The 17,170-nt window shown below is 42.3% G+C and carries 17 protein-coding genes and 1 tRNA gene; 13 read left to right on the forward strand and 5 right to left on the reverse strand.

Going from position 1 to position 17,170, the window contains the following annotated elements; all coding sequences use genetic code 11:
• Positions 1 to 13 precede the first annotated feature (13 nt).
• Both ruvC and DMZ48_RS03625 read left to right on the forward strand, forming a co-directional pair.
• Positions 14 to 571 carry a crossover junction endodeoxyribonuclease RuvC gene (gene ruvC, locus DMZ48_RS03620; RefSeq protein WP_143953723.1) on the forward strand — a complete coding sequence of 186 codons (558 nt, stop codon included), beginning with the start codon at positions 14 to 16 and terminating at the stop codon, positions 569 to 571.
• Entirely contained in the window at positions 571 to 945 is a 375-nt protein-coding gene (locus tag DMZ48_RS03625; RefSeq protein WP_242009094.1) for a hypothetical protein, read from the forward strand. The genes ruvC and DMZ48_RS03625 overlap by 1 nt, the downstream gene beginning before the upstream one ends.
• On the opposite strand, the gene DMZ48_RS03630 is transcribed toward DMZ48_RS03625, so the two are convergent.
• Positions 946 to 1,470 carry an alpha-ketoglutarate decarboxylase gene (locus tag DMZ48_RS03630; RefSeq protein WP_143953724.1) on the reverse strand — a complete coding sequence of 175 codons (525 nt, stop codon included), beginning with the start codon at positions 1,468 to 1,470 and terminating at the stop codon, positions 946 to 948.
• A 106-nt stretch (positions 1,471 to 1,576) separates the two neighbouring features.
• Between DMZ48_RS03630 and DMZ48_RS03635 the strand changes: the two genes are divergently transcribed.
• Positions 1,577 to 4,390: a 2-oxoglutarate dehydrogenase E1 component gene (locus DMZ48_RS03635; RefSeq protein ID WP_143953725.1), complete on the forward strand. Its 2,814-nt coding sequence runs from the start codon at positions 1,577 to 1,579 to the stop codon at positions 4,388 to 4,390.
• 67 nt (positions 4,391 to 4,457) lie between these two features.
• Entirely contained in the window at positions 4,458 to 5,678 is a 1,221-nt protein-coding gene (odhB, locus tag DMZ48_RS03640; protein ID WP_143953726.1) for a 2-oxoglutarate dehydrogenase complex dihydrolipoyllysine-residue succinyltransferase, read from the forward strand.
• A 550-nt stretch (positions 5,679 to 6,228) separates the two neighbouring features.
• On the opposite strand, the gene DMZ48_RS03645 is transcribed toward odhB, so the two are convergent.
• Positions 6,229 to 6,669 carry a retropepsin-like aspartic protease family protein gene (locus tag DMZ48_RS03645; RefSeq protein ID WP_143953727.1) on the reverse strand — a complete coding sequence of 147 codons (441 nt, stop codon included), beginning with the start codon at positions 6,667 to 6,669 and terminating at the stop codon, positions 6,229 to 6,231.
• 52 nt (positions 6,670 to 6,721) lie between these two features.
• Between DMZ48_RS03645 and DMZ48_RS03650 the strand changes: the two genes are divergently transcribed.
• From DMZ48_RS03650 to DMZ48_RS03690, 9 genes are all read left to right on the forward strand, one after another.
• On the forward strand, positions 6,722 to 7,489 hold the full coding sequence (locus DMZ48_RS03650) for a TatD family hydrolase (protein ID WP_143953728.1): 768 nt from the start codon (positions 6,722 to 6,724) through the stop codon (positions 7,487 to 7,489).
• Between the two features lie 59 nt (positions 7,490 to 7,548).
• On the forward strand, positions 7,549 to 8,691 hold the full coding sequence (locus DMZ48_RS03655) for a 1-acyl-sn-glycerol-3-phosphate acyltransferase (protein WP_143953729.1): 1,143 nt from the start codon (positions 7,549 to 7,551) through the stop codon (positions 8,689 to 8,691).
• On the forward strand, positions 8,672 to 9,700 hold the full coding sequence (locus DMZ48_RS03660) for an asparaginase (protein WP_143953730.1): 1,029 nt from the start codon (positions 8,672 to 8,674) through the stop codon (positions 9,698 to 9,700). The genes DMZ48_RS03655 and DMZ48_RS03660 overlap by 20 nt, the downstream gene beginning before the upstream one ends.
• 61 nt (positions 9,701 to 9,761) lie before the next feature.
• A tRNA-Ser gene (locus DMZ48_RS03665) sits at positions 9,762 to 9,849 on the forward strand.
• A 75-nt stretch (positions 9,850 to 9,924) separates the two neighbouring features.
• Entirely contained in the window at positions 9,925 to 10,725 is an 801-nt protein-coding gene (locus DMZ48_RS03670; RefSeq protein ID WP_143953731.1) for a MotA/TolQ/ExbB proton channel family protein, read from the forward strand.
• Between the two features lie 27 nt (positions 10,726 to 10,752).
• Entirely contained in the window at positions 10,753 to 11,193 is a 441-nt protein-coding gene (locus tag DMZ48_RS03675) for a hypothetical protein (protein WP_143953732.1), read from the forward strand.
• A gap of 4 nt (positions 11,194 to 11,197) precedes the next feature.
• A complete protein-coding gene (locus tag DMZ48_RS03680; protein WP_143953733.1) occupies positions 11,198 to 11,818 on the forward strand; it encodes an ExbD/TolR family protein in 621 nt (206 codons plus the stop codon).
• A 7-nt stretch (positions 11,819 to 11,825) separates the two neighbouring features.
• Positions 11,826 to 12,311 carry an ExbD/TolR family protein gene (locus DMZ48_RS03685; protein WP_143953734.1) on the forward strand — a complete coding sequence of 162 codons (486 nt, stop codon included), beginning with the start codon at positions 11,826 to 11,828 and terminating at the stop codon, positions 12,309 to 12,311.
• A gap of 91 nt (positions 12,312 to 12,402) precedes the next feature.
• Complete coding sequence (locus DMZ48_RS03690; protein WP_143953735.1) at positions 12,403 to 13,101, forward strand: porin family protein; 699 nt, start codon at positions 12,403 to 12,405, stop codon at positions 13,099 to 13,101.
• A gap of 348 nt (positions 13,102 to 13,449) precedes the next feature.
• Here DMZ48_RS03690 and DMZ48_RS03695 read toward each other — a convergent pair whose 3' ends face one another.
• The 3 genes from DMZ48_RS03695 to asnS all read right to left on the reverse strand — a co-directional run bounded on the left by DMZ48_RS03695 (position 13,450) and on the right by asnS (position 17,042).
• A complete protein-coding gene (locus DMZ48_RS03695; protein ID WP_242009095.1) occupies positions 13,450 to 14,058 on the reverse strand; it encodes a hypothetical protein in 609 nt (202 codons plus the stop codon).
• Positions 14,055 to 15,515 carry an RNA polymerase factor sigma-54 gene (gene rpoN, locus DMZ48_RS03700; RefSeq protein WP_143953736.1) on the reverse strand — a complete coding sequence of 487 codons (1,461 nt, stop codon included), beginning with the start codon at positions 15,513 to 15,515 and terminating at the stop codon, positions 14,055 to 14,057. Before rpoN ends, DMZ48_RS03695 begins: the two co-directional genes overlap by 4 nt.
• Positions 15,516 to 15,608: 93 nt before the next feature.
• Positions 15,609 to 17,042 (reverse strand): asparagine--tRNA ligase, encoded by a 1,434-nt coding sequence (asnS, locus tag DMZ48_RS03705; protein WP_143953737.1) that lies wholly within the window; start codon positions 17,040 to 17,042, stop codon positions 15,609 to 15,611.
• Positions 17,043 to 17,170 lie beyond the last annotated feature (128 nt).

Below are 17,170 nucleotides of genomic sequence, written 5' to 3' on the forward strand. Positions count from 1 at the left end.
AAATACCTTGCCTTTGAAACAGGAGAAGATAATCTTAGGGATCGATCCGGGAACTACCATCATGGGGTTCGGACTCATCCGTTGCGTTGGTCAGAAAATGCAACTCATTCAATTGGATGAGCTGATCCTGAAGAAGTATATTGATCATTATGTGAAGCTTCGTAAGATCTTTGAGCACACGATTGGACTTATCGATAGTTATCATCCGGATGAGATTGCGATTGAGGCTCCTTTTTTCGGAAAAAATGTTCAGTCGATGTTGAAACTGGGCCGGGCACAGGGAGTGGCAATGGCAGCGGGATTGTCACGGGATATCCCCATTACTGAATATTCTCCCAGAAAGATCAAGATGGCAATTACAGGTAAGGGAAGTGCGAGCAAGGAGCAGGTTGCAAAAATGTTGCAAAGTCTGGTCGGACTAAAGGAGATTCCTAAGAATCTTGATGCTACCGACGGGTTGGCGGTAGCGGTTTGCCATCACTATAATAGCGGAAAGCCCGAAATGGGAAAACAATACACAGGCTGGGAGGCGTTCGTCAAGCAGAACGAATCTCGGATAAAGTTAAAATAATGGGCGGAAGTCTTTATAAGTCAATGGAAGAGGTGACCGGTATCTATGAATTATTATCACTGGCAGAGGAAAAGAAACTCTACCGTGATCTGATACGCCAATTAAACAAAGATTTTAAATTTGCGAATCTTGAAGCAGATTATGAAGAGGATATTCATCCGGTAACACTCAAGCAATTATTGCATGAAACCGTGTTCAATCTCATCAATCAAAGATTTGCTGATTATCTGAATCTTCTCTATATCATCGATGTCTCTGAAGCTAAGGTGAAGGAACTCGACGGGTCTGATATCCTGAAACTCTCTGAGGCAGTGGTATTGCTGATTCTCAAACGTGAGTGGCAAAAGGTTTGGTTTCGTTATAAATATCAGTGATCAGAAGTAAACTCTAATGAACGGCATCCAGGCATTACCATAGATGCTTTTGTCTTCATCATAAAGCACATCATAGCGTATTCCTACCGTGATGGGTCCGGTGTTATAACCTGCGCCCAGAAACAAAGCCGGATACCAGTAATCTTCATCGGCAAAGAATTGTGAATCGTAATTTCGCTGTACATACAGCTCTTCGAATTCACCCGATAATTGCAGTTCCCGTATCGGGGTGTAGATCCCGATCAGACTCCCACCCATAATGGTGGATTTATAGAAGTCACGTTGGTTAGCCCAGGTGAAATTCAGTCCGGCTCCTGCTGCAAACTGGGGGTTGAATTGATAAATAGCACTAGGAGCGATTGTGCCACTGAAAAAGCCATCACCAAAACCCAACCCGATATTACCTCCGAAATGAATACGGGATGGCTGAGGTGCATAATTTTGGGCTTGTAAAAAAAACGTGGTAGAAAAAAATAAAATGAGAGGAAGATACCATTTTAAGAAAGTTATGTTGTAAATCTTCATAAGTGATGGTTTTAACTTATAAATATACTAAAATCAGCTAGCAATTTTCTTATTTATTGTACTTTTGTATTAAAATTTTGCCCCCTAAAGGCACTGAAATAATAACATGGATAAATATTCCTTTTTAAATGCGGCCCACACCGCTTTTTTTGCGGAGTTATATGACCAATACCTAATCAATCCTGATAGTGTGGAACCAAGCTGGAGAGCTTTTTTTCAGGGTTTTGATTTTGGAATGGAAAGCGCAGCTGATGGTGATTTTCACCAGCCTTCTGAGAATGGAACCTTTACAGTAGAGGTGCCTGCTACAGGAGAAAAGATCGAGATCTCTCAGGATGTGCACAAGGAATTTCAGGTGGTACGACTCATCGACGGATACAGAAGTCGTGGGCACCTTTTCACAAAAACGAATCCCGTTAGGGAAAGAAGACAGTACTCGCCTACGCTGGCGTTGGAAAACTTCGGTCTGAACAAAGGAGACCTTGAAACCGTATTCAATGCGGGTGAGATCCTTGGGATAGGACCTTCTACACTTACCGAGATCGTGAAACACCTCGAGTCTATTTATTGTGATTCGATCGGTGTGGAATATATGTATATCAGAGACCCTGAAAAGGTAAACTGGATTCAGGATTGGCTGAACGTAAATGATAATCACCCTCGTTTTGATGTGCCTCACAAGAAGCATATTCTTAAGAAGCTGAATGAGGCTATTTCCTTTGAAACCTTTCTTCATACGAAATACGTAGGTCAAAAACGATTCTCTCTTGAAGGTAATGAATCACTGATCCCGGCGCTTGACGCTATCGTTGAACATGCAGCCGGAAAGGGTGTGCAACAGTTCGTGATGGGAATGGCTCACCGTGGACGTCTTAACGTACTTACCAATATTTTTGGAAAGAGTGCCAAAGATATCTTCAGTGAATTCGATGGTAAGGATTATGAGATGGATATCTTCGATGGTGACGTTAAATATCACCTTGGTTGGACCAGTGATCGTGTTACCGACAACGGGAATAAGATCAACATGAATATCGCTCCTAACCCATCCCACCTGGAAACAGTGGGTGCGGTTGTGGAAGGAATTACCCGTGCGAAACAAGACAGGCACTATGGTGACGATTTTTCGAAGGTGTTGCCTATCGTTGTTCATGGAGATGCAGCAATCGCGGGTCAGGGTATCGCTTACGAAGTGGTGCAAATGGCCAGACTGGACGGTTACAGAACCGGTGGAACCATCCATATCGTGGTGAATAACCAAATCGGATTTACTACAAACTATCTGGATGCACGTTCTTCAACCTATTGTACCGACGTTGGGAAAGTAACCCTTTCTCCGGTACTTCATGTAAATGCTGATGATGCAGAGGCGGTAGTTCATGCTTCGCTGTTTGCACTCGAATATCGTATGCGTTTCCAGCGCGATGTATTTATCGACCTGCTGGGTTATCGTAAATACGGACATAACGAAGGGGATGAGCCAAGGTTTACCCAGCCTAAACTCTACAAAGCCATCGCTAAACATAAGAGTCCGCGCGATATCTATGCGGAAAAACTGATCGGTGAAGGCGTGATCGATGAGAGTTATGTGAAACAACTTGAAGATGATTATAAGGCTACTCTTGAAGAGGAACTGGAAGATTCCAGGAAAGAAGAGACAACGGTGATTACTCCCTTCATGAAGGATGAGTGGAGTGGGTTTACACCAGCTCTGGAAGATAAGATGCTGGAAGATATCGATACTACTTTTGAGAAAGATAAACTTACGGAGATCGCGAAATCCATCACTGAACTTCCGGAGGGTAAAAAATTCCTTCGCAAGATCGAAAGATTGATCGGGGAACGTAATAAAATGTTCTTCGAGACCGATAAACTGGATTGGGCGATGGGTGAGTTACTTGCTTATGGTTCTTTGCTTGCCGAGGGTTATAACGTGCGTATGTCTGGTCAGGATGTTGAACGCGGTACTTTCTCCCACCGTCATGCGGTGATTAAAGTTGAAGATTCGGAAGAAGAAGTGGTGCTGCTTAATGAACTAGGCGAAAATCAAAACGGCCATTTTGATATTTATAACTCGCTGCTCTCCGAGTACGGTGTCGTAGGATTCGATTATGGCTATGCCATGGCAAGTCCGAATACGCTCACGATATGGGAAGCACAGTTTGGAGATTTCAGTAACGGAGCGCAGATCATGATCGATCAGTATATTTCCGCGGCAGAAGACAAGTGGAAATTGCAGAACGGACTCGTGATGTTGTTGCCTCATGGTTACGAAGGTCAGGGTGCAGAGCATTCCTCAGCAAGAATGGAGCGATACCTTCAACTTTGTGCAAAGGATAATATGTTCGTGGCGGATTGTACCACTCCGGCTAACCTTTATCATTTGTTAAGAAGGCAGATGAAGGCTGATTACCGTAAACCTATGGTGATCTTTACACCAAAAAGTTTGTTGAGGCATCCGAAGGTGGTTTCTACAGTTGCAGATTTGGCAGAGGGTAGTTTCCAGCGTGTGATCGATGATGCTGAAGCAGATGTTAAGAAGGTGAAGTCGTTGGTTTTCTGTACCGGTAAGTTCTACTATGATCTTCTGGCTGCTAAGGAAGATAAAGGTCGTGATGATGTGGCGTTGGTACGTATTGAGCAATTATTCCCGATACCTGCCAAAGAGATCAGAGAGGTGATCGCTAAATACAGCAATGCTGAAGAAGTAGTCTGGGCGCAGGAAGAGCCGCGCAATATGGGTGCATGGAGTCACTTCCTGTTGCATCTTGAAGAGGCGCGTACGTTCCGTGTGGCATCGAGAAGATTTTATGCTGCCCCAGCTGCAGGTAGTTCGACAAGATCTAAACGTCGCCATGAACAGGTGATTGAATATGTCTTTGATAAGACAAAAGATAATATGCAACGTAAATCCAAATAGGAATATAGATATATTTGTAACTGTTTTCCTTACAACCAAATAATAAAAAAGAATAAATATACATACAATGGTTTTAGAAATGAAAGTTCCCTCACCGGGAGAATCCATTACCGAAGTTGAAATAGCAGAATGGCTTGTTGAAGACGGAGATTATGTAGAAAAGGATCAGGCTATCGCTGAAGTTGATTCTGATAAGGCAACACTAGAACTTCCTGCAGAAGCCAGTGGTATCATTACCCTGAAGGCGGAGGTTGGAGATGCTGTTGCTGTTGGTGAGGTGGTTTGTCTGATCGATACCAGCGCTGCCAAACCAGAGGGGGCATCAGCAAAAACTGAAGAAAAATCGGAAGCTCCGGCTCCTGAAGCTAAACCGGCAAAAGCGGAAGCTCCTGCGCCGGCTAAAGAAACCTATGCCAGTGGTGCGGCCAGTCCTGCAGCGAAAAAGATACTTGCTGAAAAAGGAATGGAAACCAATCAGGTCAAAGGAACCGGGAAAGACGGAAGAATCACTAAGGAGGATGCTGTTAAGGCTGTTCCTTCAATGGGTACTCCAAGTGGAGGTGCTCGTGGTGAATCGCGTTCTAAGCTTTCCATGTTGCGAAGAAAGGTTGCTGAGCGTCTTGTAAGTGTAAAGAATGAGACAGCGATGCTAACTACTTTTAACGAAGTAGATATGAGTCCGATCTTCGAATTAAGAAATCAGTATAAAGATCAGTTCAAAGCGAAACATGGGGTAGGACTCGGGTTTATGAGTTTCTTTACCAAAGCGGTAACAAGAGCATTGGAGCTTTATCCTGCAGTGAACTCAATGATCGACGAGAAAGAAATGATCTCTTTCGATTACTGTGATATCAGTATTGCAGTTTCCGGGCCAAAAGGACTTATGGTTCCTGTAGTGCGTAATGCTGAGAATCTGAGTTTCCGTGGTGTTGAAGCGGAGATCAAGAGGCTGGCGATAAGAGCTCGTGAAGGTGAGATCACAGTAGATGAAATGACAGGTGGTACGTTCACGATCACCAATGGAGGTGTTTTCGGATCGATGCTTTCTACGCCTATAATCAACCCTCCTCAAAGCGCAATTCTCGGAATGCACAACATTGTTGAGCGTCCGGTAGCCGTAAATGGGAAAGTGGAAATCAGACCTGTGATGTATGTGGCCCTTTCTTATGACCACCGAATTATCGATGGTAGAGAGTCGGTAGGATTCCTGGTGGCTGTTAAAGAGGCTTTGGAGAATCCAGCTGAATTATTGATGAATTATGATGTTAAAAAGGCGCTAGAGCTCTGATTAACGAGAACATAGCATAATAAAAAGCCCGAAGGACAGTAATGGACTTCGGGCTTTTTGGTTGTTCATGAGATCCTGGGGACTTACAGTCGAATGACTAGAAAGAGATTCAGTAATATTGTGAAAAGAGCAAGAGTGATAATCAGAGCCGCTAAACCAAAATAATCTTTGTTCTTAATATCCTGTTCTGTAGAAGATCTCATCTGATTGGGTTTTATAAATGGATTGTAAATTTCCTAAAACCTTAATGGTTGTGTTAGGGGAAAAAGACCCTTTTTAGAGTAATCGGTGTAAGGAATAGTGAGCTCGTATACGGTGACATCGTAAAGCTGTATGGCGGTTATCTGTTTTCAGTTTGGTAATGATGTTAGCTGTTGCTTCAAGGTAGGGCTGCCGATTTCTCGTGAAACACTCCTCCTTCACCGAAGTTGTCCTGATAATTCGGGAGCAGGATCGTCTCCCGGATAGCTATCGGGATTCCAGTGCGCCAGTGGACCAGAAGATTAATCGACACCGGTAATTCTAAACCAAATAGCAGGTGATCGTATAATTAACCTTTAAGATGAAGCATCTTTTTGTTATAGTCGATTACCGCTTTTCCTTTTCGTAATATATCTGCACCGATGATACCATGAACAGGTAGTGCGTCGTGTTCAGTAAGCGCGGCATTGACGTGGGTAAGGTCGAACAAAACCAGCTTGATCTTTTTGACCGACCAGTTGCCGATCTCGATCATATTCTTTTTCGAAACCTGAGTAAGCATATTGGAGGCGCCTGCTCCTGTGGCTTTGATCTCTGAATCTTCCGATGTGAGATTGAAATGATCTATACAGTCAAGTCCGATACAAGTGCTCGATGCGCCGGTATCGAGAATAAACCTGCCTTCGATCCCGTTGATGCTACCACGAACTTCGAAATGATTCGTTTTGGTAAGCGTGAGTGGCGTGGATTCATAACCTTTCGATTTCAGGAGTTTCTTCAGACTTTGCATGTTCACTTATATGTTTTGGCAAATATAGCTGATTAACCCTTATTTTTGTGCCATGATTTTAACTGATACCCATACACATTTATATAGTGAGGCATTTGAGGAAGATCGTGACACGATGATACAACGTGCACTGGATCTGAATATAAAACGATTTTTTATTCCGGCGATCGACTCTACTTATGTGGCATCGATGTATGCATTGGAAGAAGCCTATCCGGAGCATGTATTCCTTATGGCGGGTTTGCATCCGACTCATGTAAAGGAAAACTATCGGGAGGAGCTCGATCTAATCAGGAAGCAGCTTGAGACGCGTAAGTTTGTGGCGATAGGTGAGATCGGGATCGATCTCTACTGGGATAAGACCTTTTTGAAAGAACAGCAGGAGGCTTTTCGTGAGCAGATACGAATAGCTAAATCGTATGACCTCCCGATCGTTATTCACTGTCGGGACGCTTTTGAAGAGGTATTTGACATTCTGGAGTCTGAAAAGGATGCTAAGTTAAGGGGGATATTCCATTGTTTTACAGGTAATGAGGAGCAGGCGCATCGGGCGATCTCCTACAATATGTTGCTGGGTATTGGTGGGGTGGTTACCTTTAAAAATGGAAAGATCGATCAATTCCTCGGAAATATAGATACGAAGCATATTGTGCTTGAAACAGATTCTCCTTATCTGGCTCCGGCACCATTTAGAGGAAAGCGAAATGAAACGGCGTATTTGACCTATGTGCTGGATAAATTGGCAGGAATCTATCAATTAACTCCGGAAGAACTCGCGGCGATTACCACAGAAAATTCACGGTTAGTTTTCGGGGTTTAAGATAATTTAATGTGAAACTAAGTGTTTTTTTGTTCTTTTGTACTTAAATAACTTAATCATTGATACAAATAGACGATATAAGGCCCTATCATGATGATGAGGTAAATGATGCCCTGCAGGCAATCAGCCGACATCCCATGATCATGGCGCTTCTACAGTTTACCTTCCCGGATAAACCGATGGCAGAGATCAAAAAGATCGTTGAGTCTTGTCATTCGATCAGGGACTTTCAGACCAGAGTGATCTATAAAAGTGTTCAAATGGTTCTCGAAAGGAGTTCGGAAGGATTTACAACCAGTGGATTTGAAAAGCTCGAGCCGGGAGTGCCTTATCTTTTTATCTCCAATCACCGGGATATTATATTAGATACCTCCTTGCTGAATGTTGCGCTTTATGACCATGATCTTATCATGACTGCTTCGGCTATCGGTGACAATCTTGTCGGGAAGCCTTTTTTGCTCGCATTATCCAAATTAAACAGGAATTTTTTAATTCTGCGCAATTTGGGTCCGCGGGAGATGTTGCAAAGTTCAAAGCTGGTATCGTCTTATATCGGAGATCTCATTCTGAATCGTTCCAGATCTGTCTGGATCGCTCAGCGTGAAGGGCGAACTAAAGATGGTAATGACCGAACCCAGCAAGGGGTGCTTAAAATGATCGCGTTGGCAAAGGGTAGAGATGAAGAGGTGATGGATTATTTTAAAAAATTAAAGATCGTACCGGTATCTATTTCCTATGAATTTGATCCGACCGATGTGTTGAAGATGCCAGAGTTGATGGCGAAGCATTATGATGTGGAATATGTGAAGTCTAATAATGAAGATTTTAATACAATATTGAAGGGAGCCACCGGAAGGAAGCGTAGAATACATATGAGTGCCGGTGATGTGCTTGATGCGGAACTCGATGTGATCCGTGATTCCGGAGAGCCTGTGAACCGGCAGTTTCAAATGCTGGCGGAAGAAATCGATCACATCATACATAAGAACTATAAGTTATGGCCTTCAAATTATTTCGCTTATGACCTGTTGAATGGTACTAAAGAATTTGAGGCAGAATATGACGAAAAGGAACAGCGCCAATTTGAAAGACGGATCAAGAGAAGAGTTGAGGATGATCATGAGATCGAGCTTAAGAATTTTCTGTTGATGTATGCCAATCCGGTGATCAACAAGTTTAGTGATGAACAAGTACAGAAGTAAGATACTCCTTGTCTATACCGGTGGTACTATCGGAATGATCAAGGATTATGAAACGGGAGCCCTTAAGGCGTTTAATTTTGATGAATTGCTCAATCGTATTCCTGAATTATCACATTTAGATTGTGAGATTCAGACCGTTTCTTTTGAAACTCCCATGGATTCATCAAATATGAATCCGGAGCACTGGATTCGTATCGCCGATATCATAGAGGATTCCTATTCAGATTTTGATGGATTTGTGGTATTGCATGGCAGTGATACGATGAGTTATACGGCTTCTGCGATGAGCTTTATGCTGGAAAATCTTGGTAAGCCTGTGATCTTTACCGGCTCACAATTACCTATCGGAGATATCAGGACCGATGCCAAGGAGAATCTGATAACGTCGATTGAAATTGCTTCTTTAAGAAAGAACGGACGTCCTGTGATCCAGGAGGTTTGTCTTTATTTCGAATATAAACTATACCGCGGAAACCGCACCACAAAGATCAGTGCGGATCACTTCCAGGCATTTGCTTCCCTTAATTTTCCACCCCTTGCTGAAAGCGGGGTACATCTGAAAGTAAATGAAGATCAACTGCTAAGGTCAGGGCGTAAAAAGTTTAAAGTACACCGCGATCTCGATCCTTCGATCGCATTGGTGAAGTTATTTCCCGGAATCAACAAAACGGCGGTCAGAGCAATGGTGATGACCGATGATATTAAAGCGGTGGTCATCGAGACCTATGGAGCCGGTAATGCACCCACCGACCAATGGTTCAGCGATTTGGTGAAAGAGGCGGTTTCGTCAGGGAAGTTTTTGGTTAATGTTACGCAATGTTCCGGAGGAAGCGTGATGATGGGTCATTATGAGACGAGTTCACATCTTAAAAAAGCGGGTGTAATCAGTGGGAAAAATATTACAACAGAAGCTGCTTTAACGAAATTGATGTATCTTTTAGGAAGTGGTGTCGGACCTAAAGTGTTCAGAACCATATTCGAAACTTCACTGCGTGGTGAAATGGATTAAAATTAACTACATAAATTTTAACAACTAAAAAAAAATTCGTTATTTGCCGCTCTAAAGCTAAAGAGAGGTGGCCGAGTGGTCGAAGGCGCACGCCTGGAAAGTGTGTATACGGCAAAACCGTATCGAGGGTTCGAATCCCTTCCTCTCTGCTGTAGTTTTAACGTTTAATAACAATTTTTTTTTATCTTTAACCCTATTAACTAACAAAATTAAGTTTAGAAGAAATGAAAAGACTATTCTCTATTCTGGCTATTGCTGGATTATTGGCTTTTAATACGACAACTGCCAACGCGATGGTTGCAAATTCAGCGATTTCTGCAACATCAACAGAAATGATGTCTGCTGACGATGCAGTAGCATTACAGGATGAGGCTGAGCCTGCCGCAACCGAATCAGTAAGTTTCCATCAGGAATTAAAAACCCGTTTCATCGAGGGGGGTGCCGGCTTCATGGGAATCGTATTACTGTGTTTGATCCTCGGACTTGCAGTGGCTATCGAAAGAATTATTTATCTTAACATGGCTACAACCAACACTAAGAAGCTTGCACAAAAAGTGGAAGATGCACTAAACAGTGGAGGAGTTGAAGCTGCTAAAGAAGTTTGTAGAAACACCAAAGGGCCTGTAGCTTCTATCTACTATCAGGGTCTTGATCGTGTAGACGAAGGTGTTGACGCTGCTGAAAAAGCTGTTGTGGCTTACGGTGGTGTACAAATGGGTCAGTTAGAGAAAAACGTTTCTTGGTTGTCTCTGTTTATCGCGATTGCTCCTATGCTTGGGTTCATGGGTACGGTAATCGGTATGATTCAGGCGTTCGATAAGATCTCTGCTGCTGGTGGACTTGATGCTTCACTTATTGCAGGAGATATTAAAGTAGCGCTTTTGACAACTGTATTCGGTCTTATCGTGGCTATTATTCTTCAGATATTCTACAACTATATCATCGCTAAGATCGATAGTATAGTAAATGAAATGGAAGATGCATCTATCTTATTGGTAGACCTTCTTGTAGATCACAAAAAATAATAGTTTAAAGACCTAATAAAATTAATTATGTACAAAATAGCTAAAATAATAGCGATCGTACTGGGAGTTATCGGACTTGTCCTCTGGTTGATGCTTATGCGTCTCGGAGAAGGAGAAGTTGAGACTTCAAGTGTGGTTGACTTTATGTTAAATCTGGGTATTTGGATGACCGTGATTCTTGCACTTGTAACGATCGTATTGTCATTCTTCCAGTTACTGACACATCCGGAGAAACTTAAAAAAGCACTTATTTCTGCTGGAGCCTTCATTTTGGTGATCGTAATAAGTTACTTCGTGCTTTCAACAGGATCTGATCTTGATTTTGCAGGTCTGTCCAGAAAAGGTATCGAAGTTACTGAAGCAACCTCTAAGTGGGTTGGTGCCGGTCTTTGGGCTTTCTATTTACTTGCTGGTATCGCGGTATTGGCAATGGTTATCTCAGGATTTAAAAAACCTTTAAGTAAATAATACTATGGCGAGAAGAGGAGGAGCACCGGAAGTAAATGCTGGTTCGATGGCAGACATCGCGTTCTTGTTGCTTATCTTTTTCCTGGTTACAACAACCATTGAAACTGATGCAGGACTTGATCGTAAGTTGCCGCCTGACGAGCCGCCAAAGGATAATGTAGTTATCAAACAAAAGAACATATTTACCGTAGAGGTAAATAAGGATAACCAACTCCTGGTTGAGAACGAATTGATGGAGCTGAAGGATTTGAGAGCAGCTGCAGTAAAGTTTCTTGACAATGGAGGAGGTACCGGAGAAAAAGGTGAAAAATGTGATTACTGTAAAGGGGCTAGAGATCCTGAATCTTCTGACCACCCGAATAAAGCAGTTATCTCCCTTGTAAATGACCGTCTTACAAAGTATAGTACTTATATCGCAGTTCAGAATGAATTGGTAGCTGCATATAATGAGCTTAGAAATCGTGAGGCAGAACGTTTATACGGCACGGATTTCACGACCATGGAAGCGGACTTTAATGATCCAAAAACGTCAGATGCGGTAAAGGATGAGTTAAAGCCTAAGATTGAAAGAATTCAGGAGATGTATCCTCAGAAACTTTCAGAAGCGGAACCTAAGAAAAACTAATTTCATTATGTCAAAATTTAATAAGAAAAAAAGCGGAGACTTGCCAGCGATTTCAACAGCATCCTTGCCTGATATCGTATTCATGTTACTCTTTTTCTTCATGACTGTAACAGTAATGAAAGATAGTTCGCTTATGGTTCAGAATGAGCTTCCTTATGCAGACCAGATACAAAAACTCGATAAGAAAGACCGTGTGATCTATATCTATGCGGGAAAACCTAGCGAGCGTTATCAGTCTACTTATGGAACCTCAGCCAAAATTCAGCTGAATGATAAGTTTGCGGATGTTTCCGACGTTGCAAATTATATCCTGGCTGAAAGAGCGAAGAAAAGAGAGGAGCTTCAAAACGTTTTAACTACAGCTTTAAAAGTTGATGAAGAAACGAATATGGGGCTTGTTTCCGATATAAAACAAGAACTGCGAAAAGTGAATGCATTGAAGATCAATTACACCACTAAGAAAGGTGATGCATTCAGAAACATGCAGAAATAATCTTCGATAAACTATTTGTTTAGTTATAAAAAAACGCTTCCGAACGTTATTGTTCGGAAGCGTTTTTTATTTTTACAGTATACTTTCATCCATGACCAAAAGGCTTCTTACCCTATTGCTGCTCACCGCCACAGGTGTGATTTACAGCCAGTCTGATACCCTCGGATTAGGAGGAGTTGTCGATGATAAATATTTTGAAGATCAGTTCTATTACGGTCTCTCATATGATGTGTTGCTGAACCCGCCTACCGATGTTAAGCAAAATAACCTTTCTTATGGGGTTCAGGGAGGTTTTATTAAAGATATACCACTAAACAGACGCCGTAATATTGGGTTTGGTATCGGGGCCGGATTGGCATTGAATGTGATTTACAGCGAACTTCAGGCAGATCTGCAATCCGATGGTACCGTGACCTATCATAAGATCGATGATGATACCGATTATCGCAGAAATAATATGTCTTCCTTTTTGGTAGAATTTCCAATAGAATTCCGTTGGCGCACCTCTACTGCAACGCGCTATCAATTCTGGCGTATCTACGGAGGCGTTAAATTAGGTTATTTGTTGTATGGACGTTCGAAGTTCGTGACGGATCAAGTGGTGAAATTTAAGAATCCGGATATTGAAGATCTGCAATATGGAGTTTATTTCAGCTTTGGATACAACACCTGGAATTTCTACACCTATTATCAGTTAAATACCCTGCTCAAAGACGGTACACAGACCGTCGACGGTGAAGCCTTGAATATGCGAACTCTTAACGTAGGATTGATTTTCTATATTTTATAGTCTATTGCTTTCCTATTTAAACCTTTTTGTCTGCCCGCTCAGTTTTCTTGGTTTCACAGGCTCAGTTTTTAATTTGTAATTCTTTGGTTTGAATACTAGAGCTATGCTTTCGGTCTTTATTGAATTAGGTATCTGCTAACTGACTTTATGAATGAAATTTAATGTTTTCGCGGTTCTTCCCGTACTTCGGTAATTCTATAATCTAAGTATACCGGAAATTTTTTACTTGATGTACCAGTTTTACTTTAAAACTGTGATCTTTAGGCTGTCATCTTGGTGCTACCTGATCGGTATCCGTTAACGTAAGCATTTGCTGCTACATTCATATTTTCTGAGCTGATTTCAGATTTACAACCAATATGTAAACGTGATGAATTGTGGTAGGGCGCCTAAAAGGATCCCAGCGATAATCTCCGGACCATCGTGGTTCTTCAGGTAAAGTCTGGAAGTTGCAATAGCACCACTGACCAGAACGAGTCCGGCGAGTGCGAGCGTGATGTTTATTTCATAGTGAACAGCCAGGCCGAATATAAAGGTCGTCAGGCCGCTTATTCCAATCATATGCATAGATGCCTTGAATTTTAGAAAAACCATGATCAGGCAGGCTATAAGAGCCCCTATGATGCCTACAAAGAAGAAGTTCAGTTCAGATGAAGCGCTGTTCGGTAATATTTTAATAATTGTGATATAGTTCAGAATAATGAAGATCAGTAATGGTAATCTGCGTTCTTTGGTTTTGCTCAGATCCGAGTCAGACACCCAACCCAGATTCTTCAGTAGGAAGAAAAATAGAATCGGTATAGCAATGGTAACGATTAGAATTGCAAATATGATGCTTTTTTTGACCTCTGGGGCGTTGTATTTGGGTGAAACCAGATAATAGGCTACAGTTCCAGCCAAAGGCATGAAAAGTGGGTTGAAAAGGTGGCTGGTGATTTGGGAGAATGTTCGCATCATATTTCTTTACGGAGACGCGCTACGGGAATATTCAATTGTTCCCGGTACTTGGCTACCGTTCTTCGGGCGATGGGATATCCCTCTTCCTTAAGTAAGCTGGCAAGTTTGTCGTCGGTCAGTGGTTTGGTTTTATCTTCATCCTCGATCAGGTTTTCGAGGATCTTTTTAATTTCTCTGGTTGATACATCTTCACCCTCCTCATTTTTCATCGCTTCTGAGAAAAGTTCTTTGATCAGTTTCGTGCCGTAGGGGGTGTCGACATATTTGCTGTTAGCGACTCTTGAAACAGTTGATACATCCATACCGATCTTGTCTGCGATGTCTTTTAAGATCATCGGTTTCAGTTTTCGTTCATCTCCGGTAAGGAAATATTCCTCCTGATGATGCATGATCGCGTTCATGGTTACCCAAAGTGTTTCCTGTCTTTGACGTATCGCATCGATAAACCATTTAGCAGCATCAAGTTTCTGTTTGATGAACATCACAGCATCTTTTTGGGATTTGCTTTTCTCCCGGGAATCTTTGTAGCCTTTAAGCATATTGTTGTATTCTCTGGATACATGAAGTTCCGGAGCATTTCGGCCGTTAAGTGTAAGTTCCAGTTCGCCGTCATTGATGCGGATGGAAAAATCAGGAACGACATGTTCAACCATCTTACTATTTCCTGAATAAGCGCCTCCCGGTTTCGGAGTGAGGCGTTCGATTTCATGGATAGCATCCCTGAGTTCATCTTCAGTGATCTCATGACGTTGTAGTAATTTCTGGTAATGTTTTTTGGTGAACTGTTCAAAAGAACGTTCCATGAGGTCGATGGCCAGATCTACCGCCGGGGTAGGTTGTTTTCGGTGTAACTGAATGGTGAGGCATTCTTGCAGATTTCTTGCACCCACACCGGCCGGGTCCATCTCCTGAACGACTTTCAGTACCTCCTGGAGCTTCTCTTCATCGGTGTAGGTGTTTTGAGTAAAGGCGAGATCATCGACAATATCACTCAAGTCCCTTCTCAGATAGCCGCTCTCATCGATACTTCCTACCAGAAATTCTGCGATCTCCCGATCGTTCTCATCCATGATGAAAGTATTGAGTTGATTTAGTAAATACTGATGGAAGGAGGTTCCGGCTGCATAGGGCACCGATTTATCCTCATCGTCGGCACTGTAATTATTCGATTGTAAGCGATATTCCGGAATTTCATCATCACTCAGGTATTCATCGACATTGATATCCTCAGCTCCGATGCTTTCATTTTCGTAATCGTCTTCGTAAGTATTGTCAAAATCGTCAAGTCCGGCTTCGTCATTGGACTCCTTTCCACTTTCCAGAGCGGGATTCTCTTCGAGCTCCTGCTTTAAACGTTGCTCAAAAGCCTGCGTAGGCAACTGGATCAGTTTCATTAACTGTATCTGTTGCGGAGAAAGTTTCTGCGATAATTTAAATTGTAATTGCTGCTTTAACATCTTTGACGAAGCTTTGTATAAAAATAAAAAAAACTAGCTATTCGAATGAATTTCGAAAGCTAGTTTGGTTAAGAATATTTTGTTAAATTCCAATTAGAATTCAGCGTTTTGCGGCGTTCTTGGGAAAGGGATAACATCCCGGATGTTCGTCATTCCGGTCACAAACAAGACCAGACGCTCAAATCCGAGTCCGAAACCACTGTGAACAGCCGTTCCGAATTTTCTCAGTTCGAGATACCACCAGAGTTCTTTTTCATCGATTCCCATATCGGCCACTTTCTGACGAAGTACATCATATCGTTCCTCACGTTGTGAACCACCTACGATCTCACCGATACCCGGGAAAAGGATGTCCATCGCTCGAACAGTATTACCATCTTCGTTAAGCCTCATGTAGAATGCTTTGATCTTTGCCGGATAATCGAAAAGGATCACCGGTGCATTGAAATGTTTCTCTACCAGATAACGTTCGTGTTCACTTTGAAGATCTGCTCCCCATTCTTCGATGATATACTGGAATTTTTTCTTTTTGTTCGGTTTAGATTGCTTCAGGATCTCAATGGCCTCAGTGTAGCTAACACGCTTGAAGTTATTGTCGATCACAAAGCGAAGTTTTTCGGTAAGACTCATTTCGCTTCTTTCCGCTGCCGGTTTTGTTTTTTCTTCATCCTTAAGTCTGTCTTCAAGGAATTTCAGATCATCTTCACAATGTTCCAGCACATAACTCAATACATTCTTGATAAAATCCTCTGCGAGATCCATATTTCCGTCAAGATCTAGAAATGCCACTTCTGGTTCGATCATCCAGAATTCGGCAAGGTGTCTGGAAGTATTGGAATTCTCTGCGCGGAAAGTAGGTCCAAAAGTATACACTTTTCCAAGCCCCATCGCATAGGTCTCTGCTTCCAGCTGCCCGGAAACGGTAAGGTTGGTCTCTTTTCCAAAGAAATCCTCAGAATAATCCACCTGTCCATTCTCGGTTAATGGTGGGTTTTTAGGATCCAGTGTGGAAACACGGAACATTTCTCCCGCTCCTTCTGCATCTGACCCTGTAATTACAGGGGTGTGTACATAGTTAAACCCGGTCTGACGGAAATAATTATGAATGGCAAATGCCAGTGTTGAGCGTACACGCATGATTGCACTAAAGGTGCTGGTGCGTACGCGAAGATGCGCCTTTTCTCTAAGGAATTCCAAAGAATGTTTTTTGGGCTGTATCGGATATTCTTCCGGATCTGAGTCACCAAGGATCTCGATATGTTTTACCTGTACCTCATAACTTTGTCCCCGACCCTGGCTTTCCACAAGGGTTCCTTTGATAGAAACAGCAGCTCCGGTAGTGATTCTTCGTAACGTCGCTTCATCGGTATTTTCAAAATCAACGACACACTGAATGTTATTTATAGTCGATCCGTCGTTAAGAGCGATGAATCTGTTACTTCTGAAAGTTCGTATCCAGCCTTTGACATGGATTTCCTGTAGGAGGCTTTCTCCGGCTAAAAGCGCTTTAACACTTTGTATTTTCATTTCAAATGCTATTCAAATTTTAGGAGTCCAAAGATAAAATAATTAACTCTAGTATTGAACTAATCGACATGGAAACCGGTAAAATATAAAGATGAATTTAAAAAAGGGGATTTTCCCCCTGTGCCGTA

The organism is Robertkochia solimangrovi (genome assembly GCF_007279655.1).
Taxonomy (GTDB): domain Bacteria; phylum Bacteroidota; class Bacteroidia; order Flavobacteriales; family Flavobacteriaceae; genus Robertkochia; species Robertkochia solimangrovi.

Coding starts and splice junctions, on each gene's coding strand:
- DMZ48_RS03625 (WP_242009094.1), top strand. CDS start 571: ATGGGCGGAAGTCTTTATAAGTCAATGGAAGAGGTGACCGGTATCTAT.
- DMZ48_RS03630 (WP_143953724.1), bottom strand. CDS start 1,470: ATGAAGATTTACAACATAACTTTCTTAAAATGGTATCTTCCTCTCATT.
- DMZ48_RS03635 (WP_143953725.1), top strand. CDS start 1,577: ATGGATAAATATTCCTTTTTAAATGCGGCCCACACCGCTTTTTTTGCG.
- odhB (WP_143953726.1), top strand. CDS start 4,458: ATGGTTTTAGAAATGAAAGTTCCCTCACCGGGAGAATCCATTACCGAA.
- DMZ48_RS03645 (WP_143953727.1), bottom strand. CDS start 6,669: ATGCAAAGTCTGAAGAAACTCCTGAAATCGAAAGGTTATGAATCCACG.
- DMZ48_RS03650 (WP_143953728.1), top strand. CDS start 6,722: ATGATTTTAACTGATACCCATACACATTTATATAGTGAGGCATTTGAG.
- DMZ48_RS03660 (WP_143953730.1), top strand. CDS start 8,672: ATGAACAAGTACAGAAGTAAGATACTCCTTGTCTATACCGGTGGTACT.
- DMZ48_RS03670 (WP_143953731.1), top strand. CDS start 9,925: ATGAAAAGACTATTCTCTATTCTGGCTATTGCTGGATTATTGGCTTTT.
- DMZ48_RS03675 (WP_143953732.1), top strand. CDS start 10,753: ATGTACAAAATAGCTAAAATAATAGCGATCGTACTGGGAGTTATCGGA.
- DMZ48_RS03680 (WP_143953733.1), top strand. CDS start 11,198: ATGGCGAGAAGAGGAGGAGCACCGGAAGTAAATGCTGGTTCGATGGCA.
- DMZ48_RS03685 (WP_143953734.1), top strand. CDS start 11,826: ATGTCAAAATTTAATAAGAAAAAAAGCGGAGACTTGCCAGCGATTTCA.
- DMZ48_RS03690 (WP_143953735.1), top strand. CDS start 12,403: ATGACCAAAAGGCTTCTTACCCTATTGCTGCTCACCGCCACAGGTGTG.
- DMZ48_RS03695 (WP_242009095.1), bottom strand. CDS start 14,058: ATGATGCGAACATTCTCCCAAATCACCAGCCACCTTTTCAACCCACTT.
- rpoN (WP_143953736.1), bottom strand. CDS start 15,515: ATGTTAAAGCAGCAATTACAATTTAAATTATCGCAGAAACTTTCTCCG.
- asnS (WP_143953737.1), bottom strand. CDS start 17,042: ATGAAAATACAAAGTGTTAAAGCGCTTTTAGCCGGAGAAAGCCTCCTA.